The following is a 14878-nucleotide window of genomic DNA, read 5'->3' on the forward strand; positions in this document are numbered from 1 at the left end:
AACACCACATCACCCAACCGAAAGAACAGGACACCCATCATGGCAACCACCATCGCTTCGCCCGACGACTTCTTCTCGACCGAGCTCGAGGGCATCGAGGTCGGCGAGCTCCCCACCGACGCCGCGCTCGCCTCGCTCTCGAGCGGCTCGACCGCTGGCAGCGCCTCGTGCCCCGCCTCGTCGGCGAGCACGCTCGGCACCGTCGGCTCCTGGGGCTAAGCCCCGCTCAATCCAACAACCACCAACACCAAGAAACAGAAAGCAGAACGCACCATGGCGAACAACACCAACCCGATCAACGACTTCATCGCAACCGACCTCGACGCCGACCTCGCGATCGACGCCCTCGACAGCCAGACCGCCCTCGGCACCTGGGGCTCGGCCGGAACCGCCGGCAGCGCATCCTGCCCCGCCTCGACCGCCAGCTCGACCTCGACCGCTTCGTCGGTCGGCTAACAAAACGAAATGGCCACCTCGGTCAACGGCAATCGACGAGGCGACCATCTCAATAAATCGCACCACCACTTTACCCACAGCACTTCTCGAAAGGAAACAAAAAATGTCTGAAATCAACGGAGAGACCCAGGACCTGTTCGCCGAGGACATCGCGGTTGACGCGCTCGACAACGAGGTGGCCGCCGGCTTCGCCAGCGCCGCCTGCGCTGCCAGCGCCGGCAGTGCATCCTGCCCGGCCGCAAGCGTTTCGACCGCGGGCAGCTTCTCGTCGGTCGGGAACTAACCGCACCCACATCGAGCACACCGATCCGGAGGGGCGAGGGCCGCGGCACCCGCCACACCCTCGCCCCACCGGGCCGGAGCCCGACCGAAACGAAGGACATCATGAGCACCAACACCATCACCTCCCGTCACACCGGCGGCGACCACGACGACGCCCTGTCGTGGTTTCGCGAGGCCCGCCCGCAGCTGCGGGACGATGCCACGCTCATGGGCGGTCTCGACGATCGCCCGCTGCTGTTCATCGAATCGACGGGCCGCTACGTCTCCCTCGGCAGCAGCGTGGTGCCGCTGCTGCCCTGCTTCGACGGCACCGCGACGGGCGACGAACTCGCCGACCGCTTCGCCGCGCAGGGCGAGCACGACCGCGAGCTCGTCGCCGACAAACTCGCGAAGATCACCCACGGCCTGCGCCAGGCAGGCGCGCTCACCGAGGAGCCCGCGCAGCTCGGCGGCCGCGCCGGCGTCGCCCGCTTCATGCGGCGCGAACACCTGCTGCGCCTGCCGCTGACCCGAAAGATCGGCGACTTCCTCGAACCGCCCGTTGCGCTCCTGCGCAAGATTCCCGGCAAGCACCTCGCCCTCGTCTGGAGCCTGCTCGCCCTCGTCGGCCTCGCGATCGGCGGCTACGCCATCGCCACCGCCGGCTCGCAGTGGCAGCCGCCCCAGTACCTCTGGCTGCTCTACCCGCTCATGTTCACGCAGATCGCGTTCCACGAGCTCTCCCACGCGCTCGTCTGCCAGTACCTCCGTGCACCCGTCCGCGAGGCCGGCGTCGGCCTCATGCTCTACGTCATGCCCGTCGGCTACGTCGACCGTACCGACGCCTACCGGGTGCGCGACCGCAAGTCGCGCGCGTTCATTGCCCTCGCCGGGCCCGTCAACGACCAGCTCTGGTTCGGCGTCACCGGCATCATCGCCCTCACCAACCAGGGCACCGAGCTCGGCAACTTCGCCTTCACCTACCTCATCTTCCAGGCGTTCCTCACGCTCATGAACTTCAACCCCGTCTCGCCCTCCGACGGCTACCACATGGTGAGCGCGCTCTCGGGTGCGATCAACTTCCGCGGCCAGGCGCTCTCGTACCTCACGCACCTCGTGCTGCGCCTGCCGCTCACGCCCGAGCTCGAGCGCATCCCAACCAAGCGCCGCCGCTGGTTCGTCGCCTACGCCATCGCTTGCCTCGCGTTCTTCGCGGTGCTCGCGCTCGCGGTCGGCCGCACGGTGCTCACGGTGATCGGGGCGCTCCAGTGAACGAACAGCGCGCCACGACCGTCACCGCGGCGCCCGCGACGACCTGGCGCCTCGCGCACAGCGTCGACGAGGCCCTGCGCGTCGACCGAGTCGCGGGCCTCCACACCGACCGCCTCCGCATCGCGATGCCCGAGAGCGACGAGTTGGCCGAGCGCCTCGAGACGCTCGCCGCCGAACTCGACACCCTGCGCGAGCCCGTCAGCGAGCTGCTCTTCGCCCTCGTGCCGCAGCTCGAAGACGACAAGGAGCTGCGCCGCGCGGCCCTCGGCGCCCGCCGGCAGACGCAGAAGCCGGCGCCCAAGCCGCTCGAGGCGGCGGCGACGGATGCGCTGGCCGAGCAACTCGGCGACGCCGACGACCGCGCACGGTTGCGCCGCTGGGCCGAGCTGCTCGGCGAGCACGCGGCCGTAACGGCATCCGCCGAGGACACCTTCAAGCGCGAGCTCGCAGCGGCCACCGACACCCTCGAGGCCCTGCGCACCGACGAGGAATTTCTCACCGCGGTCGCCGACGCGAGCCCCGCCTTCGCGGCCGCGCCGGGCAAGAACTCGCTCACGCCCACCCGGCACACGACCCGGAGCATCCTCGCCTACGCCGGCCGCTCGGCCTTCAAGCCGAGCCCGTTCGGCCGGCTCACCCGGGTCGGCTACGCGCAGGGCACGACAGCGCCCGACCGCGAGGTCGCCGAGATCTCGCACAGCTACGCCGCCGCCTGGCTCGACGTCATCGCCCGCGATGAATACGGCTGCCACTCGCTCGAGGTCGAGGCGCTCGACACCGGCGGACTCGACCCCCGCGAGGCGCCCATCGCCGTCGGCCACCTCAGCGAGTCGACCGACTTCGTGTGGCGTCGCACCGCGACGGTGCAGCTGCGCGGCGAGTCCGAACTGCTCGACACCCTGCACCAGCTTGGTCGCATGAGCGTGCACGAGTTGCTCGAGCAGATCGGCGGCGAGCAGGCCTTCGATACCTACCTGCAGCTGCTCGACACCGGCCTCCTGCGCCCGGTCGCACCGTGGAGCGCGAGCGACCACGCCGCCCTCGTGACCCTCTGCGAACGACTCGAGTCGGCCGTGCCGCTGCACCCGATTGCCGCCGAGCTTCGGGGCATCCTCGGCGACACCCGCGTGATGCTGCGAGCCCGCGGGCGCGAGCGAGGTCGCATCCGGGCCGAGCTGCAGCGCACCGCCGAGCGCGCCCTCGCCTCGCGCGGGGTTGGCAAGGGTCGCCGCCGATTCGAGGTGTACCTCGATGTCGCCCCGCGCGAGGTGGCGCGACCCCTGCCGAGCGCGATTGTGCCCGAGCTCGATGCCTTCGCCGCCGAGTGCGCGCCGAAGGCCCGCACGGGGGCGTACCGCATCGTCGTCGACGACTTCGTCGCCCGCTATGGTGTCGGCGGCACGGCCCCCTCGCTCTGGGCCTGGTTGACCCGCGCCGGCCTCGATGACGGACTGCAGCAGCGATTCACCTCGGGCGAGGCCTCGGCTCCCGACGTCACCTCGCGCTCGCGCCCGCGCGGCGCCTCGATGCCCCGCCCGAGCGCCGTCTTCGCGCTGCAGCTCGCGGAGGGCAACGAACCGCTCGCGGTCATCAACCAGATCCTGCCCGGCCAGGGCGGCCTCGTCACCCGGTTCTCCCGACTGCACGACGGCCCCGACGGCCTCGGCGGTGGCATCCGCGACCGGGCCGAGGCCCTCACCGCACCCGCCGTGCCGTTCGAGGTCGTGCCCTCGGCCGACGTCAACGGCATGCAGGCGGCGGCCGCCGGCACGCTCGCGCCGCTCGTGTGGCCGACCGCGCAGCCGGTGCATGCGCATCCGGCCGACGCGGTGCGGGTCGACGCGCTGCGCGCGAGCCACGACCCCGCCAGCGACTCCATCATCATTACGGATGCGCAGGGCATGGTGCGCGCGCCGCTCTACCTCGGGCTCGTGCCCGCGCACCTCGGTGACGGCCCCGAGCGCATCCTCTCGGTGCTCGCGGACCCGTGGCACCGCCCCCGCGTCGGCATGCCGGTGTACCCGATCCTCGGCGACGCCGAGGAGATCCGGCAGTTCGCGCGCCGGCAGCACGGCGGTCTCGTGCTGCGCCGCGCCGCCTGGACCGTGCCGCTCGGTCAGCTGCCCGAGCATCCGGGTGACACGGCCGAGCTCGTGCGTGCCGTCGGCGCCTGGCGCCGAGCCCACGGCATGCCGAACGAGGTGTTCGTGCGCGTCGTGCGCACCCGCATGAGCCTCGAGCCGAACGCCCGCAAGCCGGTGTGGATCGACCTGCGCAGCGCGCACGCGATCGAGCACCTGTTCAGCCTCTTCGACGACGAGACGGCCGGCTTCGAGTTCACGGAAGCGCTGCCCGCCTCCGATGAGCACCCCCGCGGCGGCGACGGTCGTCGCCGCGCCGTCGAACACCTGGTGTTCGTCGATTGGCAGGAAGGAGTCCCGAAGTGACACTCTCCGCACCCCTCGCCGCGCCGCGGCTCGGCGAGGCCTCCCGCTGGTGGTTCGTCTGCCTCTACACGGGCGGCGTCAACGCGACCGACAACGTGCTCTCGGGCACGCTGCCGCCGCTGCTCGCCGATGCCCGACGCACGGGCGCGAGCCGCTGGTTCTTCATCCGCTACTTCGACGAGCGCGGCCCGCACATCCGCCTGCGCGTGTTCGGGCCGGGGGAGTGCATGTCGCAGCTCGTGCGGGCGACCGCCGAGCTGCAGACACAGCTGCGGCGCACGGTCGAACGCTCGACGGGGGAGGACGTCGAGCTCGTGCCCGGCGCCGCGAGCGCCCTCACCGCCGGCGCCGATGTGCAGATCGGGGTCTACCCGAGCGTCTACGAGCCGGAAACCGTGAAGTACGGCGGCATCGAAGCAATGGACCTCGCGGAACGCCTCTTCGAGTTCTCGTCTGAGCTTGCCCTGTGGGCCGTGCAGACCCACGCGAAGGGCGACGCACGCGATCCGCTCGCCTCGCTGCTGCTCGCCGACACCGCCGGGTCGCTGCTGCTCGGCCGTGGGGCGCAGACCTGGTCGCAACGTCGCCGGCTTGGCTGGGCGAAGTACTGGTCGACCCACACCCGCTGGTGGACCGGTGCCGACCACGACGGGGGCCTCCTGCGCGACCAGCTCGAACTGCGGGCGCTCACCGAGCGCGACGACTTCTTCGACCGGATGCGCCGGGTCGCGATCGACCCCGACGTCGATGCCTGGCGTCGGCGGTGGATCACCGCAGTCGACGACTACCTCGGCGCCGTCGCGCCGATCGGTGCAAACCGCACTCCGCAGCACCTGACCTTTCATCACAGCCACATGTTGATGAACCGCCTCGGCTTCCTCCCGAAGGAAGAAGCCCTTCTCGGGCTCCATGCCCGCGCCTGGATCACCGAAGTGGTGCAGGGCGAACCCACCCGAAACCGAATCACCCCTCGAGGAAAGGACCTCTCATGACCAAGAACCGCTCAGCCCAGCTCACCATCGGCACCATCGGTGTGCTCGCCTTCGCCGCCGCGGCGCTTTCGACCATCGTCACCCAGCAGGTGCTGCCGCTCGCCGTCATCGGCCTGCTCGTCGGCGTCGTCGCCACCGTCGTCGTCGTTGTCGGCTTCGTGCGCCAGCGTCAGGTGACGACCGGCATGGTCACGTCGCTCGTGACGCCCGCCGTCGCAATCGCCGCGCTGACGCCGATGTTCCAGCTCGGCGTCGTGGTGCCGATCGCTGTGGTCTCGGGCATCTTCGCCGTCGAGATCATCGTGCTGCTCGCCGTCGGCGCCAAGCGCCCCGCGAAGGGCCAGCTGCGCCATGGCTAATCACTCCGACACCTCCGACGCGGAGCGCGCGTGGGCCTGGCAACTCTGGCCCGATGATGACGCGCCGCCGCGACCGAAACCCCCGCCGAACCACGACAACCAAGCTGACGAGGCCTCGGAAGACGAGTCGACCCCGGGTCAGCCCAAAGTCTGAACATCACGCGCCCCCTTCGTCGCCGCAACTCGGCGTGGCTACTATGGCCACGACACCAGCGGCGAATGAAGGGGGCGTGGATGCTGAGCAAGCACGCCACGACGCTCTACGAATACGTGAGCTCGCAGGCGGACGCCACCGTGCAACAGGCGTCAGTATCGCTCGCACTGCGCATGACCGAGACCGAGAAGGCCTGGCGAGAGCTCGCCGACCGCCGCCTCATCACCCCCGCGTATGAGGGCGCCGAGACGTACATCGCGGTCGCGCCCGAGGTGGCGCTCGTGCAACTCGTTGATGACGACGAGCGCCGCATCCAAGAACTCCGCTCGGCCGTCGCCGACCGCCGCGGTGAGCTGCTCCCGCTCGGCCCGCTTTACCGGGATGCGCGCGACAGCCTGCTCGCGAGCAGCCAGGTCGAGGTGGTCGAGAGCCGCGACACGGTGCAGCAGCTCATCCTCGACTTCGGCCGCCGCGTCACGAGCGAAGTGCTCATCGTGCAGCCCGGCCGCGGCTCGACCGTCGAGCTGCAAGAGGAGTCCGACCTCAAAGACGCCGAGCTGCTCGAGGCGGGCATCTCGCGCCGCACCCTGATGCACGACCGCCGGCGCGACCACGTGCCGACGCGGCGCTCGGTCGAGCGGCTCGGCGAGCTCGGCGCCGAGTTCCGCACCGTGCCGGCGCTGCCGGTGCGGCTGCTCGTGTTCGACCGCAACAAGGCGATCGTCTCGCGGCACCGCGAAAAGAACGACCCGGCCGCGCTCGTCATTCGCGACCCCGACGTCGCGATGGTGTTCGCGCGCCTCTTCGACACGGTGTGGGACTACGCGACCCCGTTCGAGATCTGCCCAGACGAGGCCGAGTCGGCGGATGCGGTGAAGCTGTCGGCGACGCAGCAGGCGATTCTCGAGGGCCTCTCGATCGGCATGACCGACGAGGCCCTCGCGAGCCGCCTGCAGATGAGCGTGCGCACGTGCCGGCGCCACATCTCGCAGCTGTTCGAGATCCTCGGCGCCGACAGCCGATTCCAGGCCGGCGTGCTCGCCGCCCGCCGCGGCTGGCTCTAGCGGAGCGGGGCGCTAGCCGACGAGTTCGCGCACGAGGCCCATGAACATGCCTCGACCGTCGATGCCCGAGCGCATCCGCTCGGCGATGTCGGGGCCGTACCCAGGCTCGACCGCGTGCTCGGGGTGCGGCATGAGGCCCACCACGTTGCCCGCCTCGTTGCGCAGGCCGGCGATGTCGTTCATCGAGCCGTTCGGGTTCACGCCGAGGTAGCGGAACGTGACCTGGCCCTCGCCCTCGATGCGGCGCAGCGTCTCGTCGTCGGCGATAAACGAGCCCTCGCCGTTCTTGAGCGGAATGACGATCTCTTCGTCCTGCTCGTAGCCGCGGGTCCACGGGGTGTCGATGTTCTCGACGCGCAGGCCCTGGTCGCGGCAGATGAAGCGGCCGTGGTCGTTGCGAATCAGCCCGCCGGGAAGCAGGTGCGCCTCCATGAGCATCTGGAAGCCGTTGCAGATGCCGAGCACGGGCAGACCCTTTGCCGCGGCATCCTTCACCTCGCGCATGATTGCCGAGTGCGAGGCGATCGCGCCGCAGCGCAGATAGTCGCCGTAGCTGAAACCGCCGGGCAGAATGACGGCCTCGACACCCTGGAGGTCGTGGTCGCCGTGCCAGAGCATGACGGGCTCGCCGCCGCTGATCTCGACCGCGCGCGCCGCGTCGCGGTCGTCGAGCGAGCCGGGGAAGGTGATGATGCCGACGCGCACTACGAGAGCTCCTCGTCGCCCGCGACCTCGATCGAGATCACGTCTTCGATGACTCCGTTCGAGAGCAGGTCGTCGGCGATCTGCGCGACCTCGTCCATCAGCTCGGGCGTGACCTCGCGGTCGGTGACGATCTCGAAGCGCTTGCCGATGCGCACATCCGTGAAGTGCTCGCGGCCGCCGGCGGCGAGCGACCGCTGCACGGCCTTGCCCGCTGGGTCCAGCAGCTCCTGCTTCGGCATGACCTGCACGACGATCTTGGGCATCGAATCTCCTTGCACCGTTTGGGGGATCTTCGCCCAATCCTACTCGTGGCGCGCCGCCATTCAGGCGGCCTGCGCAAGAATGGCGTTCGAATTAGTGGAGGCAAGCATGTTTGGACGTCTACGGAAGCCGAAGACCGATGCTGCGGGGGTGCCCCTAGCTGATTCCGCGCTCGAAGATCGCGAGCTGGATGCGCAACTGCGGGCGAAAGCGCAGGAGCAGGAGCGACAGGGTCGCCTCGTGAGCCCGCGCCGGCCGGCGCAGCTCTGGACCGACAGCGTCGGCGTCGTCGCGACCCGCTCGCTGCAGGGCCTGCTGATCCTCGCCGCCTTCAGCATCCTCGTCATCGGGATGCTCAATGTGTCGATCGTGGTCGTGCCGATCCTGCTTGCGCTCATTGTGGCGTCGGCGTTCGAGCCGGTGATCTCAGCGCTCGGCCGTCACGGCTGGCCGCGCGTGCTCTCAACCGTGATCGTGCTCCTGCTCGTCGTGGTCGTGTTCGGCGGCCTGATTTGGATCGTCGTGATGCAGGTCATGGACCAGTGGGACGACCTTTCGTCGACCGCGGTGGAGGGCTTTAACCAGCTCGTGGCGTGGTGGAACAACCAGTTCCCGCAGTTCGCGCTCGATGACGAACGCCTCAACGACCTGTGGGCGACGGTGCAGTCACTGCTCGAGAACATCAACTTCGGCGCGGTGGGCAGCGGGCTCGCCTCGGGGCTCTCGGCATTCGGCAACTTCGCGATGGCAGCCGTGCTGTTCGTCGTGATCCTGTTCTTCTTCCTCAAAGACGGCCCCTCGATCTGGAGCTTCATCGTGCGCCCGCTGCCGACGAACCAGCACCGCCGCGCCGAGCTCATGGGCGCCCGCGCGGTGGGCGTCATGGGCGGCTACGTGCGCGGCACCGTGATCGTCGCGCTCGTCGACGCCGTCTTCATCGGCCTCGGCATGGTGATCCTCGGCGTGCCGCTGTGGCTGCCGCTCGCGCTCGTCGTGTTCATCTGCGCGTTCATCCCGGTCGTCGGCGCGACGCTCGCCGGCATCATCGCGGCGCTCGTGACCCTCGTGACGAACGGCTTCGTGCCGGCGATCGTCGTCGTCGGCATCGTCGTGCTCGTGAACCAGCTCGAGGGCAACCTGCTGCAGCCGGTCGTGCTCGGCAAGTCGCTCAAGCTGCACGAGCTCGTCGTGCTGATCGCGCTGACCACCGGCACCGTGCTCGGCGGCATCATGGGCACGCTCATCGCCGTGCCGCTCACGGCCGTCGCTTGGGCGCTCATCAAAGCCTGGAACGAGTCGCTGCCCGAGCTTGAGGCGCAGCAGGAGGACGACACGATTCGCGCCCGCCTGCGCGAGCGCTGGCGGCGCGCGGAACGCGAAGATTAGCGACCGCTAGTCGACCGGCTCGACGGTCAGCCGGTCGATGAGCTCGCGGTACTTCGCCGCGGTCTGCTCGACGATCTCGTTCGGCAGCTGCGGGGGAGTGCCCTCGCCGTTCCAGTTCTCGCGCAGCCAGTTGCGCACGATCTGCTTGTCGAACGACGCGAGTCGCTCGGGCAGTGGGCGCGACTCGTCGCTGTAGCGACGCTTGTCCCAGTAGCGCGATGAGTCCGACGTGAGTGCCTCGTCGGCGAGCGTGACGTGGCCGGCCGAGTCGAGGCCGAACTCGAACTTCGTGTCGGCGAGCACGAGGCCCTGCTCGGCGGCGATCGTCGAGCCCGCGGTGTAGAGGCGCAGCGAGAGCTCGCGCAACGCTGAGGCGTGCTGCTTGCCGACGAGCTCGACGGTGCGGGCGTAGGTGATGTTCTCGTCGTGCTCGCCCTGCGGCGCCTTGTAGGCGGGCGTGTAGATCGGGGCGGGCAGGCGGTCGCCGTCCTCGAGGCCGGCGGGCAGCGGCACGCCGCACACGCTACCGGTCTCGCGGTACTCAGCGAGGCCCGAGCCGGTGAGGTAGCCGCGCACGACGCACTCGATCGGGAACATCTGCAGCTTCGCGACCCGCATCGACCGTGCGGCGAGCTCGGGGTCGAGCTGCGCATCCCAGCCCTCGGGCTCGCGGAGGTGGTTCGGCGACGGCAGCTGCGAGAACCACCAGCGGCTCAGCTCGGTGAGCATGCGGCCCTTGCCCGGAATATCGGGCTCGAGCAGGTGGTCGAAGGCCGAGACGCGGTTGCTCGCGACGACGAGGAGCACCTCGGCGTCCGACTCCGACTCGTAGACCTCGCGCACCTTGCCCGAGTAGATGTGGCGCCAACCGGCAAGCTCGGCGGAGGCGTCGGGCTCGGCGGGTGCCGGGGCGGGCGTCGGCAGCTGCTCGGCGGCCTGAATCGCGAGCGAGTCGGTCGTCGCGGCGACGTCGCGCGCCTCGCTCAGCGAGATCGCGCCGGTGCGGGCGAGCTGGCTGTCCTGCAGCGCGGCGCCGTGCTGGGCGATGTCGGTGCGGAACTGGCCGCCCTCGAGGCGGATGAGCCCGAGCGCCGCGTAGGCGCCGCGGCGGGCCTGCTGAATCGTCTCGGCGGTCGAGACCACGTTGAGCACGCGGCCGCCCGTGGCGGTGATCGCCTCGTCGGCGACGCCGGTCGCGGCGTGGAACACCTGCGCGCCGGCGGCCTCGGCGTCGGCGATGCCGGTGATCTCGCGGCCCGAGCGCACCTTGTCGGGGTAGCCCTCCGAAGCGAGCACGACGGTGACCGCCGACGCATCGTTGAGCTTGAGCTCGCGGGCATGGCTGCCGAGCGTGCCGTTTGCCGACTCGTAGAGCAGGGGCGTGAGCGGCTCGGCGAGGCGCTGCAACACGACCTGTGTCTCGGGGTCGCCGAAGCGCGCGTTGAACTCGATGACCCGGATGCCCGCGGCCGTGACGATGAGGCCGCAGTAGAGCAGGCCCTGGAAGGGCACGCCGTCGGCGCGCATGACGTCGACGACGGGCTGTGCCACCTGGTCGACCACGAGCTGCATGAAGTTGCGCTCGCCGCCGAACTGGTCGTTGAGGAACGGCACCGGTGTGTACGCGCCCATGCCGCCCGTGTTCGGGCCAGCGTCGTTGTTGAAGAGGCGCTTGAAGTCCTGTGCCGGCGGCAGCGCGCGCACCGTCTCGCCGTCGCTGAAGCAGAAGAGCGAGACCTCGCTGCCGTCGAGGAACTCCTCGATGAGCACGGGGCCCTGCGTGAGCCAGTGCTCGGCGTGGGTGATCGCGTCGCCGCGGTCTTCGGTGACGATGACGCCCTTGCCCGAGGCGAGGCCGTCAGCCTTGATCACGTACGGGGCGCCGTACTCGTCGAGCGTCGCGATGACCTCGCTGAGCTCGCTGTGCTTCACCGCGCGGCCCGTGGGCACGCCGGCGCGCTGCATGATGTCCTTCGCGAACGACTTCGAGCCCTCGAGCGCGGCGGCGGCCTTCGAGGGGCCGAACACCGGCACGCCCAGCTCGCGCACCGCATCCGCGACGCCCGCGACGAGCGGCGCCTCGGGGCCGATCACGACGAGCTCAACCTGCTCGTCCTTGACGAAGTCCGCAATGAGTTCGGGGTTCGTCTGATCGATGCGGATGCGCTCTGCCAGCGCCTCCATTCCGACATTGCCGGGGGCGACGACGATTTCGTGGGCGTTTTCGCGGGCGAGCGACGCCACGAGGGCGTGTTCGCGAGCACCCGAGCCGAGTACCAGGATCTTCACCGCTCCAGGGTACCGGCCAGGCGCCCGGATGTCGTGGTTGCGACAATGGATGCATGGCTCGAGCAACGATTTCCGACCCCGACGGCTCCGCCGCGATCGCCGCCTGGCGCGCGGCGCGCGACGCCGGCGAGACGCCCGCCCGCGCCGAGCTTGCGACCGCCGTGCGCTACACGCTGCAGCTGCTCGCCGAGCGTGCGCCCGGCCACGCGGTCGAGGTGCGCGTGCCCCCGTTCGGCGCGGTGCAGTGCATGCCCGGCCCGGGCCACACGCGCGGCACGCCCCCGAACGTGATTGAGACGGATGCGCAGACCTGGCTCGCGCTCGCGACCGGCGCGCTCGCGTGGGCCGACGCGGGCCCCGCGGTGCGCGCATCCGGCGTTCGTGCCGACGTGTCAGCCGCGCTGCCGCTGTTCGGCCGGTGAGTGAGAGAATAGAAGCCATGTCTGACCCCCAAACCCCCGACGCCGAGCCCGCAACGCCTGAACAGGCTGCGCCCGACGAGGCCGCGACTCAAGAGCGCGAGAGCGTCGCAGACGACTACCTTGAGCCCGAGCCGGAGTACGTCGAACTCGAGGTCGCCGAGGGTGCTGAGGTCGATGAGCGGGGCCCCACCGCCGTCACGACGACGGTGCGGCGCGGCGTGAACATGCGCGGCTGGATCGCGCTCGGCCTCGTCCTCGGCGTGATCCTCGCCTTCGTCTTCACCTACGCGTTCCCCGAGCACGAGGAGTTCACGCGCGGCCAGGTGCTCGGCTTCCTGCTTGTCTTCCTCACGGCGCTCACGACGATCATCGTCGTCGGCATCGCCGCCATCGTCGACTTCTTCATCGGCCGCCGCACCCGCAAGATCACGCTGACCCGCGAACAGTAGCGGCGGCCGAAACGCCAGCTACGACGTCTGCGAGGTCTCGAGCCAGGCGAGGTACTCGGGCGTGACCGTGCCGGTCACGTACTCGCCGGTGAAGCACGACATGTCGAGGCTCGTCACGTCGGAGCCCTCGGTGATGGCGTCGAAGAGGTCGTCGACGTCCTGGTAGATCAGCGCGTCGGCGCCGATCACCGAGCAGACCTCCTCGACCGTGCGGGCCGAGGCAACGAGCTCGCCGCGCGTCGGCATGTTGATGCCGTAGACGTGCGGGTAGCGCACGGGCGGGGCTGCGGAGGCGAAGAAGACCTTCTTCGCGCCAGCCCAGCGGGCCATCTCGACGATCTCCTTCGAGGTCGTGCCGCGCACGATCGAGTCATCGACGAGCAACACGTTCTTCCCCTCGAACTCGCTCGGCAGCGCGTTGAGCTTCTGGCGCACCGACTTCTTGCGGGCCTTCTGGCCCGGCATGATGAACGTGCGGCCGACGTAGCGGTTCTTGTAGAAGCCCTCGCGGTAGGGGATGCCGAGGGTCTCGGCGAGCTGCATCGCGGCGGGGCGAGCCGAGTCGGGAATCGGCATGACGACGTCGATCTCGTCGACGCCGAGCTCGCGCTCGACCTTGTGCGCGAGCTTCTCGCCCATGCGCAGGCGGGTGTCGTAGACCGAAATGCCCGACATTGTCGAGTCGGGGCGCGCGAGGTAGACGTACTCGAACGAGCACGGCGACAGCTGCGTCGTGGTCGAGCACTGGCGCGAGTACATGCGTCCCGCGTTCGTGATGAACACGGCCTCGCCCGGCTCGATGTCGCGAACGAGCTCGTACCCGCCCGAGTCGAGCACGAGGCTCTCGGAGGCGACGACCCACTCCTCGCGGCCGACCTCGTCGAGGCGGCGGCCGAGCACGAGCGGGCGGATGCCGAACGGGTCGCGGAACGCGAGCATCCCGTGGCCGGCAATGAGCGTGATCGCGGCGTACGAGCCCTCGACGCGCTGGTGCACGTTCGCGACGGCGTCGAAGAGCTCGTCGGGGGTGAGGTCGGCGCCCGAGATCTGCTCCTGCAGCGCGTTCGCGAGCACGTTGAGCAGGATCTCGGTGTCGCTCGGCGAGTTGAGGTGCCGGCGGTCGATGTTGAACAGCTCGTCGGTGAGCTCACGCGTGTTCGTGAGGTTGCCGTTGTGCACGAGCACGAGGCCGTATGGCGCGTTCACGTAGAACGGCTGCACCTCGTCTTCGCTCTTCGCCGAACCCGAGGTGGCGTAGCGCACGTGGCCGAGGCCGACGTTGCCGAGCAGGCTGCGCATGTCGCGGGTGCGGTAGCCCTCGCGCACCTGCCCCTTCAGCTTGACCTGGTGCAGCGTGTTGCCCTCGGCGGTCGCGATCCCGGTCGAGTCCTGGCCGCGGTGCTGCAGCAGCAGGAGCGAGTCGTAGATTTGCTGGTTGACGAGGTTGGTCGAGACATGACCGACGATGCCGCACACGGTATGGGGCGCTCCTGACTGGCAGCGAAACAAGGCGACTAACATCATCCCACTTTCTGAGCCGCTCGCGCAGCGTTCGCGACATTCACATGGGCAACCATGGAGCTATGAGCGAACGACTTCTCGACTGGGACGGCTTCTACAACGCGCGCGACCTCGGCGGGCTGCCGACGCGAGGCGGCGGTACGACCGCTCACGGCGGCTACGTTCGCTCGGCCGACCTGCGCTACGTCACCGAGGCCGGCCTGGCGCAGATGGCGGAGGCGGGCATCCGCACCGTCTTCGACCTGCGCAACGACTTCGAGACGCACGTCGAGCCCCGCAACGCTGACGAGGAGCGGGCGAATGCCTACCGCGTGCCGCCCACCCCCGAGGCCGAGCTGCCCGAGGGCGTATTCGGCGTGCGCGTGCCGCTCGACAACACGCGCGACCACGCGTTCTGGCAGCGGATGCGCGAAGAGGGCCGGCTGGGCTCGCCCCGCTTCTTCACGCCGGTGCTCCGCGAACAGCCCGAGCGGGTCGTCGCGGTGCTTCGGGCGATGGCGCAGGCGCCGGGCGGGGTGCTGTTTCACTGTGCGATCGGCCGCGACCGCACCGGCCTCGTCGCGTTCACGCTGCTCGCGCTTGCCGACGTCGAGCCGGAGGCGATCGCCGCCGACTACCGCATCTCGACCGCCGCGCTCACGCCGTTCTTCGAGCGCATGGACTTCCCCGACCAGTCGCACCTCATCGACGCCGCGCTCGAACGCCATGGCTTCACGATTGAATCGGCGGTCGCCGAACAGCTCGACGGCTTCGACGCGTGGGCCACCCTGCGCGACGCCGGGTTGAGCGACGCGGAGCTCGAGACGCTGCGGGGCCGCCTCGTCGCCTAGGCTTGAGCGT

17 protein-coding genes are annotated in these 14878 nt (G+C 69.8%); 13 read left to right on the forward strand and 4 right to left on the reverse strand.

Annotated features, from left to right (window positions below; translation table 11 throughout):
- Window positions 1-39: 39 nt before the first annotated feature.
- From M3M28_RS00515 to M3M28_RS00555, 9 genes are all read left to right on the forward strand, one after another.
- Window positions 40-219: a thiocillin family RiPP gene (locus M3M28_RS00515; RefSeq protein ID WP_249386912.1), complete on the forward strand. Its 180-nt coding sequence runs from the start codon at window positions 40-42 to the stop codon at window positions 217-219.
- A 54-nt stretch (window positions 220-273) separates the two neighbouring features.
- The gene (locus tag M3M28_RS00520) at window positions 274-456 is read left to right on the forward strand and encodes a thiocillin family RiPP (protein WP_249386913.1); all 183 of its coding nucleotides are present in this window, start codon (window positions 274-276) and stop codon (window positions 454-456) included.
- Window positions 457-559: 103 nt separating this feature from the next.
- Window positions 560-739, forward strand: coding sequence for a thiocillin family RiPP (locus tag M3M28_RS00525; protein ID WP_249386914.1), 180 nt, complete (start codon window positions 560-562; stop codon window positions 737-739).
- 101 nt (window positions 740-840) lie between these two features.
- Complete coding sequence (locus M3M28_RS00530) at window positions 841-1989, forward strand: M50 family metallopeptidase (RefSeq protein WP_249386915.1); 1149 nt, start codon at window positions 841-843, stop codon at window positions 1987-1989.
- The gene (locus M3M28_RS00535; RefSeq protein ID WP_249386916.1) at window positions 1986-4436 is read left to right on the forward strand and encodes a hypothetical protein; all 2451 of its coding nucleotides are present in this window, start codon (window positions 1986-1988) and stop codon (window positions 4434-4436) included. The genes M3M28_RS00530 and M3M28_RS00535 overlap by 4 nt, the downstream gene beginning before the upstream one ends.
- Window positions 4433-5428: a thiopeptide-type bacteriocin biosynthesis protein gene (locus M3M28_RS00540; protein WP_249386917.1), complete on the forward strand. Its 996-nt coding sequence runs from the start codon at window positions 4433-4435 to the stop codon at window positions 5426-5428. Before M3M28_RS00535 ends, M3M28_RS00540 begins: the two co-directional genes overlap by 4 nt.
- Window positions 5425-5787, forward strand: coding sequence for a hypothetical protein (locus M3M28_RS00545; protein ID WP_249386918.1), 363 nt, complete (start codon window positions 5425-5427; stop codon window positions 5785-5787). The genes M3M28_RS00540 and M3M28_RS00545 overlap by 4 nt, the downstream gene beginning before the upstream one ends.
- Window positions 5780-5941: a hypothetical protein gene (locus tag M3M28_RS00550; RefSeq protein WP_249386919.1), complete on the forward strand. Its 162-nt coding sequence runs from the start codon at window positions 5780-5782 to the stop codon at window positions 5939-5941. The genes M3M28_RS00545 and M3M28_RS00550 overlap by 8 nt, the downstream gene beginning before the upstream one ends.
- 80 nt (window positions 5942-6021) lie before the next feature.
- Window positions 6022-7005 carry a helix-turn-helix transcriptional regulator gene (locus M3M28_RS00555; RefSeq protein WP_249386920.1) on the forward strand — a complete coding sequence of 328 codons (984 nt, stop codon included), beginning with the start codon at window positions 6022-6024 and terminating at the stop codon, window positions 7003-7005.
- Between the two features lie 12 nt (window positions 7006-7017).
- On the opposite strand, the gene purQ is transcribed toward M3M28_RS00555, so the two are convergent.
- Both purQ and purS read right to left on the reverse strand, forming a co-directional pair.
- The gene (gene purQ, locus M3M28_RS00560) at window positions 7018-7710 is read right to left on the reverse strand and encodes a phosphoribosylformylglycinamidine synthase subunit PurQ (protein ID WP_249386921.1); all 693 of its coding nucleotides are present in this window, start codon (window positions 7708-7710) and stop codon (window positions 7018-7020) included.
- The gene (gene purS, locus M3M28_RS00565) at window positions 7710-7973 is read right to left on the reverse strand and encodes a phosphoribosylformylglycinamidine synthase subunit PurS (protein ID WP_249386922.1); all 264 of its coding nucleotides are present in this window, start codon (window positions 7971-7973) and stop codon (window positions 7710-7712) included. The genes purQ and purS overlap by 1 nt, the downstream gene beginning before the upstream one ends.
- 148 nt (window positions 7974-8121) lie before the next feature.
- Between purS and M3M28_RS00570 the strand changes: the two genes are divergently transcribed.
- The gene (locus M3M28_RS00570; protein WP_249386923.1) at window positions 8122-9357 is read left to right on the forward strand and encodes an AI-2E family transporter; all 1236 of its coding nucleotides are present in this window, start codon (window positions 8122-8124) and stop codon (window positions 9355-9357) included.
- Window positions 9358-9363: 6 nt separating this feature from the next.
- Here M3M28_RS00570 and purD read toward each other — a convergent pair whose 3' ends face one another.
- On the reverse strand, window positions 9364-11646 hold the full coding sequence (gene purD, locus M3M28_RS00575; RefSeq protein ID WP_249386924.1) for a phosphoribosylamine--glycine ligase: 2283 nt from the start codon (window positions 11644-11646) through the stop codon (window positions 9364-9366).
- 53 nt (window positions 11647-11699) lie between these two features.
- On the opposite strand from purD, the gene M3M28_RS00580 reads away from it, so the two are divergent.
- Window positions 11700-12068: a sterol carrier family protein gene (locus M3M28_RS00580; protein ID WP_249386925.1), complete on the forward strand. Its 369-nt coding sequence runs from the start codon at window positions 11700-11702 to the stop codon at window positions 12066-12068.
- A gap of 17 nt (window positions 12069-12085) precedes the next feature.
- Window positions 12086-12517, forward strand: coding sequence for a hypothetical protein (locus M3M28_RS00585; RefSeq protein WP_249386926.1), 432 nt, complete (start codon window positions 12086-12088; stop codon window positions 12515-12517).
- Between the two features lie 18 nt (window positions 12518-12535).
- On the opposite strand, the gene purF is transcribed toward M3M28_RS00585, so the two are convergent.
- Window positions 12536-13993 (reverse strand): amidophosphoribosyltransferase, encoded by a 1458-nt coding sequence (purF, locus tag M3M28_RS00590; RefSeq protein ID WP_249386927.1) that lies wholly within the window; start codon window positions 13991-13993, stop codon window positions 12536-12538.
- A 107-nt stretch (window positions 13994-14100) separates the two neighbouring features.
- On the opposite strand from purF, the gene M3M28_RS00595 reads away from it, so the two are divergent.
- Window positions 14101-14868: a tyrosine-protein phosphatase gene (locus M3M28_RS00595; RefSeq protein WP_249386928.1), complete on the forward strand. Its 768-nt coding sequence runs from the start codon at window positions 14101-14103 to the stop codon at window positions 14866-14868.
- The last annotated feature ends 10 nt before the right edge of the window (window positions 14869-14878 follow it).

Origin of the sequence: Gulosibacter sediminis, assembly GCF_023370115.1 — a bacterium.
GTDB lineage: Bacteria > Actinomycetota > Actinomycetes > Actinomycetales > Microbacteriaceae > Gulosibacter > Gulosibacter sediminis_A.